13 protein-coding genes are annotated in these 16,316 nt (G+C 66.8%); 11 read left to right on the plus strand and 2 right to left on the minus strand.

Annotated features, from left to right (window positions below):
* Nucleotides 1-47: 47 nt before the first annotated feature.
* Entirely contained in the window at nt 48-1,904 is a 1,857-nt protein-coding gene (locus HOP03_02550) for a 2-oxoacid:acceptor oxidoreductase subunit alpha (GenBank protein NOT87041.1), read from the minus strand.
* Nucleotides 1,901-3,724, minus strand: a complete 1,824-nt coding sequence (locus tag HOP03_02555) for an FAD-dependent oxidoreductase (GenBank protein ID NOT87042.1) — start codon at nt 3,722-3,724, stop codon at nt 1,901-1,903. The genes HOP03_02550 and HOP03_02555 overlap by 4 nt, the downstream gene beginning before the upstream one ends.
* A gap of 340 nt (nt 3,725-4,064) precedes the next feature.
* Between HOP03_02555 and HOP03_02560 the strand changes: the two genes are divergently transcribed.
* From HOP03_02560 to leuB, 11 genes are all read left to right on the plus strand, one after another.
* Nucleotides 4,065-4,235, plus strand: a complete 171-nt coding sequence (locus tag HOP03_02560; GenBank protein NOT87043.1) for a hypothetical protein — start codon at nt 4,065-4,067, stop codon at nt 4,233-4,235.
* A gap of 115 nt (nt 4,236-4,350) precedes the next feature.
* Nucleotides 4,351-6,084, plus strand: coding sequence for a dihydroxy-acid dehydratase (locus HOP03_02565; GenBank protein NOT87044.1), 1,734 nt, complete (start codon nt 4,351-4,353; stop codon nt 6,082-6,084).
* Between the two features lie 134 nt (nt 6,085-6,218).
* Nucleotides 6,219-7,256 (plus strand): ketol-acid reductoisomerase, encoded by a 1,038-nt coding sequence (gene ilvC, locus HOP03_02570; protein NOT87045.1) that lies wholly within the window; start codon nt 6,219-6,221, stop codon nt 7,254-7,256.
* On the plus strand, nt 7,257-9,053 hold the full coding sequence (locus HOP03_02575; GenBank protein NOT87046.1) for an acetolactate synthase 2 catalytic subunit: 1,797 nt from the start codon (nt 7,257-7,259) through the stop codon (nt 9,051-9,053).
* Nucleotides 9,032-9,268, plus strand: coding sequence for an acetolactate synthase (locus HOP03_02580; GenBank protein ID NOT87047.1), 237 nt, complete (start codon nt 9,032-9,034; stop codon nt 9,266-9,268). Before HOP03_02575 ends, HOP03_02580 begins: the two co-directional genes overlap by 22 nt.
* Nucleotides 9,259-10,233 (plus strand): branched chain amino acid aminotransferase, encoded by a 975-nt coding sequence (locus HOP03_02585; GenBank protein ID NOT87048.1) that lies wholly within the window; start codon nt 9,259-9,261, stop codon nt 10,231-10,233. The genes HOP03_02580 and HOP03_02585 overlap by 10 nt, the downstream gene beginning before the upstream one ends.
* 4 nt (nt 10,234-10,237) lie before the next feature.
* On the plus strand, nt 10,238-11,443 hold the full coding sequence (locus HOP03_02590) for a threonine dehydratase (GenBank protein ID NOT87049.1): 1,206 nt from the start codon (nt 10,238-10,240) through the stop codon (nt 11,441-11,443).
* A complete protein-coding gene (locus tag HOP03_02595; GenBank protein NOT87050.1) occupies nt 11,443-13,053 on the plus strand; it encodes a 2-isopropylmalate synthase in 1,611 nt (536 codons plus the stop codon). The genes HOP03_02590 and HOP03_02595 overlap by 1 nt, the downstream gene beginning before the upstream one ends.
* Nucleotides 13,054-13,140: 87 nt before the next feature.
* Nucleotides 13,141-14,574 carry a 3-isopropylmalate dehydratase large subunit gene (gene leuC / locus HOP03_02600; GenBank protein NOT87051.1) on the plus strand — a complete coding sequence of 478 codons (1,434 nt, stop codon included), beginning with the start codon at nt 13,141-13,143 and terminating at the stop codon, nt 14,572-14,574.
* Nucleotides 14,571-15,158 carry a 3-isopropylmalate dehydratase small subunit gene (leuD, locus tag HOP03_02605; GenBank protein NOT87052.1) on the plus strand — a complete coding sequence of 196 codons (588 nt, stop codon included), beginning with the start codon at nt 14,571-14,573 and terminating at the stop codon, nt 15,156-15,158. The genes leuC and leuD overlap by 4 nt, the downstream gene beginning before the upstream one ends.
* Nucleotides 15,148-16,230 carry a 3-isopropylmalate dehydrogenase gene (gene leuB / locus HOP03_02610; protein NOT87053.1) on the plus strand — a complete coding sequence of 361 codons (1,083 nt, stop codon included), beginning with the start codon at nt 15,148-15,150 and terminating at the stop codon, nt 16,228-16,230. The genes leuD and leuB overlap by 11 nt, the downstream gene beginning before the upstream one ends.
* The last annotated feature ends 86 nt before the right edge of the window (nt 16,231-16,316 follow it).

A 16,316-nucleotide genomic window follows, 5' to 3' on the forward strand; every position in this document is an offset into this window, starting at 1 on the left:
CCCTCATCCGCCCTTCGGGCACCTTCTCCCGACGGGAGAAGGAAACGCTAAGCCACCTTCTCGCGTTGTTCGACGGGACGGACACAGCCCGCGATGGCATCGGCGATGAAGCGCGCGGTGATCGGCGTGCCGTCGTAGTGCAGCACCGCGATCAATCGCGCCGGATCGATCCCGAACTCGTTGACCAGCAGGCTGCGCAATTGACCATCGCGGTTCTGTTCGATCACGAACACGGATTCGTGCGCATCGATGAATTCGCGCACCGATTCCGGGAACGGGAACGCGCGCACCCGCAGCGTATCCAGCGGGATGTCCTGATCGTGCAGGCGCTCGATGGCTTCCTGCATCGCCGGGCTGGTCGAACCGAAATAGATCGCACCGAACTTCGATGGCAGCTCGGTTCGCGACACGACCGGTTGCGGAACGAGATTCTTCGCGGTGTCGAATTTGCGCAGCAATCGCTGCATGTTGTAGACGTAGTCCGGGCCGCGCTCGGAATACTGCGCCTGCGGGTTGCGCGAGGTGCCCCGGGTGAAATACGCGCCCTTGTCCGGATGCGTGCCCGGGTAGGTGCGATACGGAATGCCGTCGCCGTCGATGTCCTTGTAACGGGCGAATTCCTTGCCCGCTTCCAGCTCATCGCTGGTCAACACCTTGCCGCGATCGTAGCCGCGCTTGTCGTCCCATGCGAACGGCTCGCACAGCCGCTGGTTCATGCCGATATCGAGATCGGTCATCACGAAGATCGGGGTCTGCAGGCGGTCGGCCAGATCGAGCGCCGCTGCGGAAAACTCGAAACATTCGCGCGGATCTTCCGGGAACAGCAGCACGTGCTTGGTATCGCCGTGCGATGCGTACGCGGCGGCGAGAATGTCGGACTGCTGCGTGCGCGTGGGCATGCCGGTCGATGGCCCGCCGCGCTGCACGTCGATGATGGTCACCGGAATCTCGGCGAAATACGCCAGGCCGATGAACTCGTTCATCAGCGACACGCCGGGGCCCGATGTGGCGGTGAAGGCGCGCGCGCCGTTCCAGCCCGCGCCCACCACCATGCCGACCGAGGCGATCTCGTCTTCGGCCTGGATCATCGCGTATCGCGCCTGCCCGTCGCTGTCGGTGCGGTATTTCTGGCAGTACTTCTGGAACGCTTCGGCGACCGACGACGATGGCGTGATCGGATACCACGCGCACACCGTCGCGCCGCCGTAGACGCAGCCGAGTGCGGCGGCGGCATTGCCTTCGACGAAGATCCGGTTACCCACGGCATCGGCCTTGCGCACGCGCAGGCCGATCGGGCACGGCAGGTGTTTGAGCGCCCAGTCGCGGCCGAGATGCAGCGCCTCGATGTTCGGCTTGAGCAGCTTTTCCTTGCCCTTGTACTGTTCGGCGATCAGGGTCTCGATCGCGGGCACGTCCATATCCAGCAATGCGCTCAAGGCGCCGACGTACATGATGTTCTTGAACAGCTGGCGCTGGCGCGGATCGCTGTAGGTGGTGTTGCAGATTTCGGTCAGCGGCACGCCGAGCACCTGGATATCGTCGCGGAACTTCGACTTCGGCATCGGCTTGCTGTTGTCGTAGACGAGATAACCGCCGGGCTCGATTTCCCTGATGTCGTCGTCCCAGGTCTGCGGATTCATCGCCACCATCAGATCGACGCCACCGCGACGGCCCAGCCAACCGCGCTCGGTCACGCGCACTTCGTACCAGGTCGGCAGCCCCTGGATGTTCGAAGGAAAGATGTTGCGCGGGCTGACCGGCACGCCCATGCGCAGGATCGCCTTGGCGAAGAGTTCGTTGGCCGATGCCGAGCCGGAACCGTTGACGTTGGCGAATTTGACGACGAAATCGTTGATCGCCTGCAGCTGCGTCTGCTGCGGCTGCGTCGTGTGTGCGGGCGTCATGCGGCCTCCTTCTTGGGCACGCTGCGGCAACCCGGCCCGGCCTGGGTTTCCTGCAGCAGGAATTTCTGCATGTCCCAGGCGCCGGTCGGGCAACGTTCGGCGCACAGCCCGCAGTGCAGGCAGACGTCTTCGTCCTTCACCATCACCCGCATCGTCTTGAGCGGATCGGACACGTACAGGTCCTGCGACAGGTTCACGGCCGGCGCGGTCAGCCGCTTGCGCAGGTCCTCTTCCTCGCCGTTGGCGGTGAAGGTGATGCAATCGGTCGGGCAGATATCGACGCAGGCATCGCATTCGATGCATTTGTCCTTGACGAACACGGTCTGCACATCGCAGTTGAGGCAACGCTGGGCCTCTTTCCATGCGGTCGCGGGGTCGAATCCCACCTCGACCTCCACCGACATGCTGTCCAGCTTCTTCGCCGCCTCCGACCATGGCACCGCGTAACGTTCGTCGGGCGAGACGCCGTTGTCGTAGCTCCACTCGTGGATGCCCATCTTCTGCGACATCAAGGTCACGCCCGGAGCGGGACGCTCGCTGGTGTCTTCGCCGCTCAGGCATTTGTCGATGCTGATCGCTGCGGCGTGGCCGTGCGCAACCGCCCAGATGATGTTCTTGGGTCCGAACGCGGCATCGCCGCCGAACAGGACGTTCGGCAGGGTGGACTGATGGGTGATCGTGTCGACCACCGGCATGCCCCATTCGTCGAAGGCGATGCCGACATCGCGTTCGATCCACGGAAACGCATTCTCCTGTCCCACCGCGATCAACACTTCGTCGCAGGGGAAGAATTCATCGGGCTCGCCGGTCGGCACCAGCTTGCGCCGGCCCTTGTCGTCGTACTGGGCGCGCACCTTCTCGAAGGTCATGCCGGTGAGTCGCCCGCTGGCGTGCTCGAAGCGCTTGGGCACGCGGAAATCGAGGATCGGAATACCTTCGTGCATCGCATCCTCTTTTTCCCACGGGCTGGCCTTCATCTCGTCGAAGCCCGAACGCACGATCACCTTCACGTCCGCGCCGCCGAGCCGGCGCGCGGAGCGGCAGCAGTCCATCGCGGTGTTGCCGCCGCCGAGCACGAGGACGCGCTTGCCGACCTTGGTGATGTGGCCGAAATACACGCTGGACAGCCAGTCCAGACCGACATGGATCTGCGCGGCGCCTTCGCTGCGCCCGGGCAGGTCCAGGTCGCGCCCGCGCGGCGCACCGCTGCCGACGAAGACCGCGTCGTAACCCTGCGACAGCAGGTCGCGCATCGATTCGATCCGGCGATTGCCGATGAATTCGACGCCGAGATCGAGGATGTACCCGGTTTCCTCGTCGATGACCTGTTCCGGCAGGCGGAAGCGCGGCACCTGGGTGCGCATGAAGCCGCCCGGCTTGGGGTCGGCCTCGAAGACGGTGACGTGGTAACCGAGTGGCGCCAGATCGCGGGCGACGGTCAGCGACGATGGTCCGGCGCCGACGCAGGCGATGCGCTTGCCGTTCTTCTGCGCGGCCGGCGACGGCATACGGCCGTGGACATCGCCCTTGAAATCGGCGGCGACGCGCTTCAGCCGGCAGATCGCGACCGGCTCCGGTGCCTCGCCGTTGTTTTCCTCCACCCGCCCGCGCCGGCAGGCCGGCTCGCAGGGACGGTCGCAGGTGCGGCCCAGGATCCCGGGAAACACGTTGCTGCGCCAATTCACCATGTAGGCATCGGCGTAGCGCCCTGCGGCGATCATTCGGATGTACTCGGGAACCGGAGTGTGTGCGGGACAGGCCCACTGGCAGTCGACGACCTTGTGGAAGGTGTCTGGATTGCGAATATCGGTCGACTTCACCGCGGTCCCCGCTGGCTGACTGACCGAAGGCGTCGGTCTTCGCTTGCATGCGGAGTCTAGACCCGACATCGGCCCGCCGTCACTGGGGAGTCGACGACGTCATATCGATACTGGAACTGCGCTCACGCCGCGCGTTGCAGGGGTTACATACGATTTCAGTCGCGTTGGCCGCGATCGGCCACGGGCGTCTACGACTAACGTATGAGGCGCTGACACGACCCGCTATCGCATTGATCCGAATGAGATTCATTGGCGCGATAGTGTCTGTCCCGGCGCTCGTCTCCATTCGTCGGCACGCCGGGGCTTGACATGGCGCCAAGCGGCGTGGTTCTCTTCGGTCATGACGCAGCGCAGCATCCATCGCCCGCACCACATCACCGCACGCCGTGCGGTACGGGGCATTGCGATCGCGCAGAGCAAGCGTATGGATACCGTCCTTCTGAACTTCGCGCTCGTCGCGGTCGTTCTTGTCGTCGTCGTACTTATTACCCCCTTCACAGGTGCGGGATAGGGTTGAGCGACTGACAACCCGGGTTTCTAGAAACCCCCGCCCCTGAAGAAGGTGCGGGGGTTTTCGCTTTTTGAGCTTCCGTTTTTTTCAACGCAATCCAAGGAATTCGAAACAGATGCACAGCGACGCGATCAAGACAGGCCCCGCACGCGCCCCGGCGCGCGCCATGCTGCGCGCCACCGGACTGGACGATGCCGCCATCGCCAAGCCGCTCGTAGCGGTGATCCACACCTGGTCGGACGTGTCGCCCTGCAACATCACCCTGCGCGATCTGGCCCAGGACGCGCGTCGCGGCATCCTCGCCAATGGCGGCACGCCGATCGAATTCAATACGATCGCCGTGACCGACGGCATCGCGATGGGCAGCGACGGCATGCGCGCTTCGCTGGCGTCGCGCGAGACCATCGCCGATTCGATCGAACTCGCGGTCACCGGTCATTGCCTCGACGCGATGGTGCTGCTGGTCGGCTGCGACAAGACCATCCCGGCCGCAGCGATGGCGGCGGCGCGGCTGGATATCCCCACCGTGATCCTCTACGGCGGCACGATCATGCCGGGCCGCTGCAAGTCGAAGGACGGCAGCGAACGCGCGCTGACCGTGCAGGATGTGTTCGAGGCGGTGGGCGCGCATTCCGCTGGCCGGATCGACGACGCCGAACTGGGCGAGATCGAGCGCAAGGCCTGCCCCGGTGCCGGCGCCTGCGGCGGCCAGTTCACCGCGAACACGATGGCGATGGTGCTGACCTTCCTCGGCCTGTCGCCGTTGGGCGAGAACGACATCCCGGCGACGCATCCGGACAAAGCCAACGCCGCCGAACGCTGCGGCGCACTGGTGATGCAACTGCTGCGCGACGGCGGCCCGACGCCGCGCCAACTGCTGAGCCTGACCGCACTGCGCAATGCCGCGCGCGCGGTGTCGGCGACGGCGGGATCGACCAACGCCGCGCTGCATCTGCTGGCGATCGCGCACGAGGCCGGAGTGCGGTTCGATCTGGAGGAATTCGAAGCGGCGAGCGCCAATACCCCGGTGATCGCCGACCTGAAACCGGGTGGCCGCTACACGGCGGCGGAAATGTTCCAACAAGGCGGCACCGCACTGGTGGCGCAGGCACTGCAAACGGCCGGTCTGATCGAGGATATCCCTACGGTCGCCGGCCAAAGTTTTTTTGCGCTGGCGAACGCCGCGACCACCTCCCCCACGCAGGATGTCGTGCGCCCGGTCAGCGATCCGATCAAGCCGCGCGGCGGCTATTCGATCCTCTACGGCGATCTCGCGCCGGAAGGCTGCATCGTCAAACTCGCCGGCCACGGCCGCGAGAAGCACACCGGCCCGGCACGCGTGTTCGACAGCGAGGAAGCCGCGTTCGCCGCTGTGCAGGCGCGCAGGATCCAGGCCGGCGACGTGGTCGTGATCCGCTTCGAAGGCCCTGCGGGCGGCCCGGGCATGCGCGAAATGCTCGCGGTCACCGCCGCGCTGGTCGGACAGGGGTTGAGCAATGACGTCGCCCTGCTCACCGACGGCCGCTTCAGCGGCGCGACCCACGGTTTCATGGTCGGCCACGTGTCCCCGGAAGCCGCGCACGGCGGTCCGATCGCGAAGCTGCGCGAAGGCGACATCGTGACCATCGACGCGACCACGCGCCGGCTCGATGTCGCCGCCGACCTGTCGTCGCGCAACGTCGCGCGGATCGCGCCGCGCGTGCGCCACGGCGTGCTCGCGAAGTACGCGCGCGATGTGCGTTCGGCATCGCAGGGCGCGGTGACTTCGCCCGGGCTGCTGGACGACACGCGCCGCATCGATGCCGCGCTGACGACCGATGCGAACAGCGAAAAGACGGTGCCTGCCTGACGAACAAGAAAACCGTCATCCCGAGCGAAGCGAGGGACCTGCTTTCAACCACCTCGAAAAATCAGCAACAGGTCCCTCGCTTCGCTCGGGATGACAAGAACAAAATTTCTCTCCAACACTACGGAATCCAAATCATGAACACCTCCACAAAACCACAGATCGCAGTCATCGGTTACGGCAGCCAGGGCCGCGCGCATGCGCTCAACCTCCGCGATTCCGGTTTCGATGTCGTCGTCGGTCTGCGCCCGGGCGGCCCGACCGAAGTCAAGGCGCTCGCCGACGGATTCATGGTGAAAACGCCTGCGGAAGCGGCGGCCAATGCCGATCTGGTCGCGGTGCTCACGCCCGACATGGTGCAGAAGAAGCTCTACAACGACGTGCTGGCCGCGAACATGAAACAGGGCGCCTGCCTGATGTTCGCGCATGGTCTGAACGTGCATTTCGGGATGATCTCGCCGCGCGCCGATCTGGACGTGGCGCTGGTCGCGCCGAAGGGCCCGGGCGCGCTGGTCCGCCGCGAATACGAAATCGGTCGCGGTGTGCCCTGCATCTACGCTGTGCACCAGAACCCCAGCGGTCGCGCCGAAGAGCTCGCGAAGCTCTATGCCGCCGGCCTCGGCGGCGCCCGCGCCAATCTGATCAAGACCACGTTCAAGGAAGAGACCGAAACCGATCTGTTCGGCGAACAGGCGGTGCTCTGCGGCGGCGCCAGCGCGCTGGTGCAGGCCGGTTTCGAGGTGTTGGTGGAAGCCGGCTATCAGCCCGAGATCGCGTACTACGAAGTGCTGCACGAACTGAAGCTGATCGTCGATCTGTTCTACGAAGGCGGCATCACCCGGATGCTCGAATTCGTGTCCGAGACCGCGCAGTACGGCGATTTCGTCAGCGGCCCGCGGATCATCAACGCCGAGACCAAGGCGCGGATGAAGGACATCCTGAGCGAGATCCAGGACGGCACCTTCATCCAGCACTGGGTGGCCGAATACGACGCCGGCCTGCCGAACTACAAGAAATTCCAGCAGGCCGATCTCGACCACCCGATCGAGAAAGTCGGCAAGGAACTGCGCGCGAAGATGCTGTGGCTGCAGCAGAACGCACCGCAGGCCGCCGCAACGCCGGACGCAGCGCAAGCCGCGAAGCCGTCCACTCATCCGATGACAGAGACCGCCTGAATGAACGGTGCCCGCTGGCTGGTGCAAGCACTGCTCGCGGAAGGCGTGGACACGCTGTTCGGGTATCCCGGTGGCGCGATCATGCCCTTCTACGATGCACTGCACGGATCGCAGCTCAAACACGTGCTGGTGCGGCACGAACAGGGCGCTGCGTTCGCGGCGAACGGCTATGCGCGCGCCAGCGGTCGGGTCGGCGTCTGCGTCGCGACCTCCGGTCCGGGCGCCTCGAACCTGGTCACCGGCATCGCCGATGCGATGCTGGACTCGGTGCCGATGGTCTGCATCACCGGGCAGGTGGGCACGCCGCTGATGGGCACCGATGCATTCCAGGAACTGGACGTGTTCGGCATGACCATGCCGATCGTCAAGCACAACTTCCTGCCGCGCAGCGTGGACGATCTGCCGAACGTCGTGCGTGAAGCCTTCCGGCTGGCGCGCGAAGGCCGCCCGGGTCCGGTGCTGATCGATCTGCCGAAAGACGTGCAGAACGCCGATGCCTCGCATCTGCCGGCGCACGTGCCGGCGACGCTCGATCCGGTGCCGGGCGCGAGCGACGCAGCGCTGCATGCGGCGCTGGCGCAGCTGGCGCTGGCGCAGAAGCCGGTGATCTACGCGGGCGGCGGCATCGCCCTGGGCCATGCGGTCGACGCGTTCCGCGCGTTCGTCGATGCCACCCAGATCCCGACCGTGCTGACGCTCAAAGCTCTCGGCGCATTGCCGCATGCGCATCCGCTGAACATGGGCATGCTCGGCATGCACGGCAACCGCGCCGCTAATCTGGCTGTGCACGAAAGCGATCTGCTGTTCGTGGTCGGTGCGCGCTTCGACGACCGCGCCACCGGCAAACTCGCCGAATTCGCGCCGAGCGCGCGCGTGGTGCATCTGGATGTCGACGCCTGCGAGATCGGCAAGCTGCGGATGGCCGATGCGCCGGTGCAGGGCGATCTCACGATCAGTCTGGAACGGATGCTGCCGGCGTCCGCCGCGCATCTGCACGGCCGGCACGGGGTGGCACGCCACGCGTGGCGCGATGCCTGCCTGCACGCCAAGCAGCAGTGCGCACCGCGCTACGACGCGCCCGGCGACCTGGTCTACGCACCGGCGCTGCTGCGGCGGCTGTCGGAACTGGCGCCCGAAGCCATCATCAGTTGCGACGTGGGCCAGCATCAGATGTGGGTCGCGCAGCACTGGCGTTTCGATCACCCGCGCAACCACCTCACCAGCGGTGCGCTCGGCGCGATGGGTTTCGGCCTGCCGGCGGCGATCGGCGCGCAGATGGTCAAACCCGAAGCGCAGGTGATCTGCGTCAGCGGCGATGGCTCGTTCCTGATGAACGTGCAGGAGCTGGCGACCGTGGCGCGCTACCGGTTGCCGGTGAAGATCGTGCTGCTCGACAACCAGGCGCTGGGCATGGTGCGGCAGTGGCAGGAGCTGTTCTTCGAGCGCCGCTATTCCGAAATCGACCTCAGCGACAACCCGGACTTCTGCGCGCTGGCGCTGGCCTTCGGCCTGCAGACGATGAAGGTCGATCGCGCCGCCGATGTCGAAGCCGCACTGCAGGCGCTGCTCGCCGCGCCCGGCCCGATGCTGCTGCACGTGGCCATCGACCAGACCGCGAACGTCTGGCCGCTGGTGCCGCCGAACCGCAACAACACCGAAATGCTCGATGCCGATGAAGCCTTCGTGCTGGTGCAGATCGCCGAACCCTTGATCACTTCACCTTCTCCTTCTCCTTCTCCCTCCCCGTCCACGAATACCGCAGGAGCCCTTCCCCAATGCGCTACCGACTCGATCTGACCCTGCGCCAAGCCGAAGGTGCCTTGTCCCGTGTGCTCGGCACCGCCGAACGTCGCGGTTTCCGTCCGCTCGCGGTCGAAGGCGAAGCGCGCGCCGACGGCGACCGCTGGCATCTGCAGATGACCGTGGAAGGCGACCGCTCCGCCGAAGGTCTGCATCAACAGCTGTCGAAACTCTACGACTGCCTCGACGTGCAGGTGCAGCCATGTCTTTGAGCGCCTCCGCCACCCTGGAACGCCCCGCGCCGCAGGCCGAAGCCGCGCGCGCCGCCGCGCCCGCGAACGACGCGCCGCAGGTGCTGTGGTTCGACGGCGAATTGACCGAAGCCAACCGGTTGCAGGCCGCGCTGAATACCCACGCGCTGCATTACGGCAGCGGTGTGTTCGAGGGCATCCGCGCCTACGCCACCAGGCACGGCACGGCGGTGTTCCGGCTGCCCGAACATCTCGAGCGCATGCGCAAGGGCGCCGAACTGCTGGGCATGAGTTTCGACGTGGCCCAGGCCACCGAAGCCGTCCTCGCGACGCTGCGCGCCAACCGTCAGGGCGACGCCTACATCCGCCCGCTGGCGTGGTACGGCGAAGGCAACTTCGGCCTGGATGTCGGCGGCCATCCGCAGCACCTGATGGTCGCCACCTCGTCCACCAACGTGCATCTGGGCGGCAACCGCACCCGCGTGTCGGTGTCGAAGTGGCGTCGCAACCCGGCCAGCTCGCTGCCGGCACTGAAACTCTGCGGCGCCTACGTGAATTCGATCCTCGCCAAGCGCGAAGTGAAGGCGCGCGGTTTCGACGAGGCGATGTTCGCGGACGACGACGGTTTCGCGGTCGAGTGTACCGGCGCCAATCTGTTCATCGTCCGCGATGGCCGGGTCACTGCGGTCGAGCATCGCGACGCGCTGCCCGGCATCACCCGCGACACCCTGATCCGCCTGATCGGCGCGGAGTCGCGTCCGGTGAGCATGGAAGAACTGCTCGACGCCGACGAAGTGTTCGCCTGCGGCACTGCGGCCGAAGTCACGCCGATCGGCGAGATCGATGCCGGCGAAAACCATGCCGGTGAGCGCGGCAGCCGCGTCTACGATGCCGAGAGCCCGCTGGCGCGCGAGATCGCGGCGGTGTACGCGCGCACGGTCCGCGGCGAAAGCACGTGGTCCTCCGGCTGGTTGACGGAGGTCTGAGCCGATGGAAAGCGATGTCGGTGAAGTCCGCAACGTGGCCACGGTCGGCGCAGGAGACATCCTCGCCGCCCAGGCGCGGCTGCGGCGCTATCTGCCGCCGACACCGCTGCACAACGCCGAACGGTTCGGCTGCTGGCTGAAACTCGAAAACCTGCAGCGCACCGGTTCCTACAAGGTGCGCGGCGCGCTGAACGCGCTGCTGGCCGCGCGCGAACGCGGCGATCACCGCCCGGTCATCGCCGCCTCCGCAGGCAACCACGCGCAGGGGCTGGCGTGGGCCGCGTACCGGCTGAACGTGCCGGCGATCGCGGTAATGCCGCACACCGCGCCGGAGAACAAGATCGCCGGTGTCGCGCACTGGGGCGCCACCGTGCGCCTGCACGGCGACACCTTCGACGAAGCGCGTACGTTCGCGATGCAGCTCGCGGAACGCAACGGCTACCGGTTCCTGTCCGCGTTCGACGATCCCGACGTGATCGCCGGCCAGGGCACGGTCGGCATGGAGATCGCATCGCTCGCGCCCGACGTGGTGCTGGTACCGATCGGCGGCGGTGGCCTTGCCGCGGGCGTCGCGCTGGCGCTGCATGCGCAGGGTGTGCGCATCGTCGGCGCGCAGGTCGAACATGTCGACGCGATGAGTCGCGCGCTGCGCGGCGAGCCCGAGGGCGCATTGCCCGCCGCCACGCTCGCCGATGGCGTGCGCGTGCGCCACCCGGGCCTGTTGACCCGCGAAATTTTGTCGCGCCTGCTCGACGATATCGTGATCGTGCGCGAGGCCGAACTGCGCGAAACCCTGGTCCGGCTGGCGCTGGAAGAACACGTGATCGCCGAAGGCGCGGGCGCGCTGGCGCTGGCCGCCGGCCGACGCGTCGCCGGCAAACGCAAATGCGCGATCGTGTCCGGCGGCAACATCGATGCCGCCGTTCTCGCCGGCCTGCTCGCCGACGTGCGCCCGCGCGCACCGCGCAAACCGCGCCGCAGGATCCACGACGATGCTCCTGTGAAACCCAATGGCGCTGTAAAAGCCGACAGCGCTGCAAAAGCCGTACCACGCGTCAGCCGGGCGACGGCACACTCTCCTGCCATTGCCCGGCTGGCGCCACCTGTCTGCGCAGTTCCCGAAGTTTCCGTGTCCGGGATGACCACCCCCGAGTTTTTCGATCACGTGGCCTCGGATCACGAGTTCACCGTACTGGAGGCCATCGCCTGATGGATACCGACGTTTGCCGCGAAACGCCCGCGCGTATCGCGATCTTCGACACCACCTTGCGCGACGGCGAGCAATCGCCCGGCTGCAGCATGACCTCGAAACAGAAGCTCCGTTTCGCGCATGCGCTCACCGAACTCGGCGTCGACATCATCGAAACCGGTTTCCCGGCCAGCTCCGAAAGCGAACTCGCCGCCTGCGCCGGGATCGTGCGCGAGGTGCGCGGCGCGACGCTCGCCACCCTCGCCCGCTGCCACGTCGGCGATATCGAAGCCTGCGCGCGCGCGCTCGAAGGCGCGGAGCGTCCGCGCATCCATGTCTTCATCTCCACCAGCCCGCTGCATCGCGACCACAAGCTCGGCCTGAGCAAGGCCGAAGTGCTGGAACGCGCGGTGATGGGCGTGACTCTGGCGCGACGCCATGTCGAGGACGTCGAATTCTCGGCCGAGGATGCGCTGCGCACCGAACCGGAATTCCTCGCCGAAATCTGCTCGGCGGCGCTGGCCGCAGGTGCGCGCACGCTGAATATTCCCGACACCGTGGGCTACACCACGCCGGGCGAGATCCGCGCGTTGTTCGAGTATCTGCGCGCGAACGTGAAGAACGCCGACCGCGCGATCTTCAGCGCGCACTGCCACGACGATCTGGGTCTGGCGGTGGCGAACAGCCTGGCCGCGATCGAAGGCGGCGCGCGGCAGGTCGAGTGCACGATCAACGGCGTCGGCGAACGCGCCGGCAACTGCGCGCTGGAAGAACTGGTGATGGCGCTGGACGTGCGCCGCGCCTATTTCGAAGCCGCCACCGGCATCCACACCGAGCGGCTGGTGCCCACCTCGCGCCTGCTCACCCGCATCACCGGCATGAACGTGCAGCGCAACAAGGCGATCGTCGGCGCGAACGCATTCGCGCACGAATCCGGCATCCACCAGCACGGCATGCTCAAGCATCGCGGCACCTACGAAATCCTGTTGCCAGAATCGGTCGGCTGGGCGAAATCGCAGATGATCATGGGCCGCCACAGCGGTCGCGCGGCGCTGGCCGACCGTCTGCGCGAACTCGGCTTCGCGCTGGACGAAACGCAGCTCAACCAGGTGTTCGGCCGCTTCAAGACATTGACCGAGAAGAAGCGCGAAGTCTTCGATGCCGACCTGGAAGCGCTGGCGCTGGGCATCGATGGCCGTGCGATCGGCGGTTGGCGCCTGAGCCGCCTGCACGTCAGCACCGGCATCGGCGACGGCATCCTGCCCACCGCGAGCGTCGAACTGTGCTCGCCCGAGGGCGAGCGCGTGACCGAAGCGGCGACCGGCGATGGTCCGGTGCATGCGCTGTTCGCGGCGCTGGCGCGGGGCACGCGGACGCATCTGGACATCGAAAGCTATCAGGTCTCCAGCGTCACCACCGGCGAGGATGCGCAGGGCCAGGCCAGTCTCACCGCACGCATCCGCAGCGACGGCGGCGTGGCCGAAGAAATCACCGGCTCGGCCACCAGCACCGACATTCTCGAAGCCAGCGCGCTCGCCTGGCTCGACATCGTCAACCGCGTGCAGCGCCGCCGCGCGCCCGAAGCGACCGTGAGCGAAGCGCCCGCCGAACCGCTGATCACTGCTGCCTGATCACTGCTGCCTGATCACGGCCGCATGATCACCGCCGCATGATCGCATCGCACGATTTCCCCGAATTCACTTGCAGACCCTCGACCCATGACTCCAGATACACAAACCGCCGCACCCAGAACCCTGTTCGAGAAACTGTGGAACGCGCACGTTGTCGTGCCCGAAACCGCCGACGCGCCCGCCGTGCTCTACATCGACCTGCATCTCATCCATGAAGTGACCTCCCCGCAGGCCTTCGCCGAACTCGACGCGCGCGGCCTGCCGGTGCGCCGGCCGGAGCGCACCAAGGGCACGCTAGATCACTCCACGCCGACCACGCCGCCGAATGCCGCCGGCGAACTCGAATACTTCACCGCCGACGGCGAAAAGCAGGTGCGCACGCTGCGCGAGAACAGCGCGCGCTTCGGCGTGGAATTGTTCGATTTCGGCAGCGACCATCGCGGCATCGTGCATGTGATCGGTCCGGAACTCGGGCTGACCCGGCCGGGCATGACCATCGTCTGCGGCGACAGCCACACCGCGACCCACGGCGCGTTCGGCGCATTGGCGTTCGGGATCGGCACCAGCGAGGTCGGCCACGTGCTGGCCACGCAGTGCCTGTTGCAACGCAAACCGAAAACCCTGGCGATCGAAGTCGAAGGCGCGCTCGGCATCGGCGTGACCGCCAAGGACCTGATCCTGCACGTGATCGGCGCGATCGGCGTCGACGGCGGCACCGGCCATGTCATCGAATATCGCGGCAGCGCGATCCGCGCGCTGTCGATGGAAGAACGCATGACCGTCTGCAACATGTCGATCGAAGCCGGCGCGCGCGCCGGGTTGATCGCGCCGGACGAGGTGACGTTCGCGTATCTGGCGAACACGCCTCGCGCGCCGCAAGGAAATGATTTCGAGCAGGCGGTCGCGCACTGGCGCACGCTGCGCAGCGACGATGGCGCGCGCTTCGACCGGGTGGTGAAGTTCGATGCGCGTTCGATCACACCGACCGTCACCTGGGGCACGCATCCGGGCCAGGTCGCCGCCATCGACGCCAAGCTGCCGGTCGCGAACGACGCCGACACCCAGCGCGCGCTCGATTACATGAAATTCCCCGGCGGCCAATCGCTGGCCGGACAACCGGTGGACGTGGTGTTCGTCGGCAGTTGCACCAACGGTCGCCTGAGCGATCTGCGCCAGGTCGCGGACATCCTCCGCGATCACAAGGTGCATTCGCGCGTGCGCATGCTGGTGGTGCCGGGTTCGGTGCAGGTGCAGCGCGCGGCGGAGGCCGAAGGCATCGACCGCATCGTCCGCGCCGCCGGCGCCGAATGGCGCGAACCCGGCTGTTCGATGTGCATCGCGATGAACGGCGACCTGGTCGCGCCCGGCCAGCTGGCGGTGTCCACCAGCAACCGCAATTTCGAGGGCCGCCAGGGCCGCGAAGCGCGCACCGTGCTGGCGTCGCCGTATACCGCCGCCGCCTGCGCCGTCGCCGGACATGTCGTCGATCCGCGCAATTACCTGCAGGAGGACGCGGCATGAGCGCACAGCCCTTGACCCACGTCCGCGCACGCACCGCATGCCTGCCCGACAGCAATATCGATACCGACCGGATCATTCCGGCGCGCTTCCTCACCACCACCTCGCGCGAAGGTCTCGGCAGATTCGCGTTCAACGATTGGCGCTATCGCGAAGACGGCAGCCTCGATCCGGCGTTCGCGCTGAACGCAGCCGAAGCGCAGGGCGCACGGATCCTGGTCGCCGGCCGCAATTTCGGCTGCGGTTCGTCGCGCGAACATGCACCGTGGGCGCTGCTGGACTTCGGCCTGCGCGCGGTGATCAGCGCCGAGATCGCCGACATCTTCCGCAGCAACGCGCTGAAGAACGGCCTGCTGCCGATCGTGCTCGATGCGGCGGTGGTCGACGAGCTGCTGGCCAATCCAGGCATCACCCTCGACATCGATGTCGCATCCAACACGGTGACGCTGCCCGACGGCCGCAGCTTCGCGTTCCCGATCGACGGCTTCGCGCGCACCTGCCTGCTCGAAGGCGTCGACCAGCTCGGCTATCTGCTCAAACACACTTCTTCCATCCAGGCTTTCGAGGACTCGCACCATGCGCGCTGACATCGTCGTACTGCCGGGCGACGGCATCGGCCCCGAGGTGACCGCCGCTGCGGTCGCCGTGCTGGAGGCCGCAGGCCGCCGCTATGGCCACGGCTTCCAATTCCAGACGCGCCTGATCGGCGGTGCCGCGATCGACGCCGAAGGCACCGCGCTGTCCGACGCGACGCTGGACGCCTGCCGCAAGGCCGACGCGATCCTGCTCGGTGCGGTCGGCGGCCCGAAGTGGTCCGACGGCGATATCCGTCCGGAACAGGGCCTGCTGAAATTGCGCAAGGCACTCGGGCTGTACGCGAACCTGCGTCCGGTGAAGACACATCCGGTCGCGCTGACCGCATCGCCGATCAAATCGCATCTGCTCACCGGTGTGGACATGATCGTGGTGCGCGAACTCACCGGCGGCGTGTACTTCGGCCAGCGCACGCGCACCGAAACCGCCGCGACCGACCTGTGCGAGTACACCGTCGCCGAAGTGGAGCGCGTGGTCCGCCGCGCCTGCACGCTGGCGCGCGCTCGGCGCAAGTACGTGGTGTCGGTCGACAAGGCCAACGTACTGGAAACCTCGCGGCTGTGGCGGCAGGTCGCGACCCGCGTCGCCCGCGAGGAATTCCCCGATGTGCGCCTGGAACACCAGCTGGTCGACAGCATGGCCATGCACCTCATCTCGCATCCGCGCGAATACGATGTGATCGTCACCGAGAACATGTTCGGCGACATCCTCACCGACGAAGCCTCGATGCTGGCCGGCTCGATGGGCCTGCTGCCGTCCGCATCGCTCGGCGAAGGGCGTCTCGGTCTGTACGAGCCGATCCACGGTTCGGCCCCGGATATCGCCGGGCGCGGCATCGCCAACCCCTGCGGCGCGATCCTCAGCGCGGCGATGCTGTTGCGGCATTCGCTGGGCCTGGAGGCCGAGGCGCGGTGCATCGAGGGCGCGGTCGCCGAAGCCATCGATCATGGCGCATTGACGGCGGACCTCGCACGCTCCGGCACGGCGGTCGGCACCGAAGCCATGACCCGGGCGGTGCTGGCGCGTCTGGAGATCGATTGCATCGCGGTCGAACTGCGCGACTGAAGCAGGATCGGGTTGCGATCTGCAGCCCCGTTCCGAGGGAGCGACGGAAGTCGCGATGGCTTGCGGAACGCTTCGCCGAACAGCGT

The sequence above is a fragment of the Lysobacter sp. genome (genome assembly GCA_013141175.1).
Classification (GTDB): Bacteria; Pseudomonadota; Gammaproteobacteria; order Xanthomonadales; family Xanthomonadaceae; genus Lysobacter_I.